The sequence below is a fragment of the Streptomyces sp. NP160 genome, assembly GCF_006335115.1.
GTDB lineage: Bacteria > Actinomycetota > Actinomycetes > Actinomycetales > Quadrisphaeraceae > Quadrisphaera.
In genome coordinates this window covers 1-263 of sequence record NZ_VDMJ01000075.1, presented here as the reverse complement: position 1 = coordinate 263, position 263 = coordinate 1, and the positions used below count along the sequence as shown (strand labels likewise).

At 75.7% G+C, this 263-nt stretch carries 1 pseudogene; it reads left to right on the top strand.

Annotation, left to right across the window (positions count from 1 at the left end):
* A pseudogene (locus FHN55_RS21950) lies at positions 1-263 on the top strand (hypothetical protein); the annotation flags it as partial.

Sequence of the window (263 nt, the reverse complement as noted above, 5' to 3'; positions counted from 1 at the left end):
CGTGCTGGTGCACCTCGGCGGCCACGAGGGCCGGGCCATCGGGCTCTCGGCCAAGATCGCGGCGTACGCGCTGCAGGACGGCGGCGCTGACACCGTCGACGCGAACCTCGAGCTGGGGCTGCCGGTCGACGCCCGCGAGTACGGGGGCGCGGCGGCGGTGCTGCGGGCGCTCGGGGTCGAGCGGGTGCGGCTGCTGACGAACAACCCCGCCAAGGAGTTGGGCCTGTCGCAGCACGGGGTCGAGGTGGTCGAGCGGGTCGGCC